Origin of the sequence: Vibrio sp. 10N.222.49.C9 (assembly GCF_041474985.1) — a bacterium.
Classification (GTDB): domain Bacteria; phylum Pseudomonadota; class Gammaproteobacteria; order Enterobacterales; family Vibrionaceae; genus Vibrio; species Vibrio crassostreae_C.
This window is the reverse complement of sequence record NZ_JBFRVD010000763.1, coordinates 1-454: the sequence shown is the minus strand read 5'-3', so window position 1 is coordinate 454 and position 454 is coordinate 1. Positions and strand designations below refer to the sequence as shown.

Here is a 454-nt window from a genome sequence, read left to right as displayed (position 1 = left end):
GGGTTGAATCTTGGCTCTTCTAAAGGTGGTTCGGCAGGTACGAGTGCGCTGATTCGTTATCTAAGTAAGTCGGGACAGGTCTCGGTCAGAACGACTCAAAGAGTGAAGGCTTCAAACTATCAAGTCCAAGAAATCGATATGTCAGAGAGTCAGGAGTACATCAGTGAAACTGAGGTGACTTATGCGTCAGACAGTGCGGCCTATCCGACAACCAGTATCTCTAAGAGCACAGTTCGTGATGGTGTGAAGATGCTAGCGAACGTGACCATCAAAGAAGATGACATTTACCTGCGTTTGACGGGTGTCCTGAGTAAGTTCCTGCGTTTTGATGAGGTTGCTATCGAAAGTGTGACCATTAAATCTCCGCAGGTTCGTCAAGCGCGCTTCAATACATCGGGTAAGTACAAGTTCAATGAAACTATTGTTGTCACTCATATGCGTCAAGAGAGTGTGA

1 protein-coding gene is annotated in these 454 nt (G+C 46.3%); it reads left to right on the top strand.

Going from position 1 to position 454, the window contains the following annotated elements; translation table 11 throughout:
* A partial coding sequence (locus AB4585_RS25470) for a hypothetical protein (RefSeq protein WP_372171567.1) occupies nt 1-454 on the top strand: 454 nt, incomplete at both ends.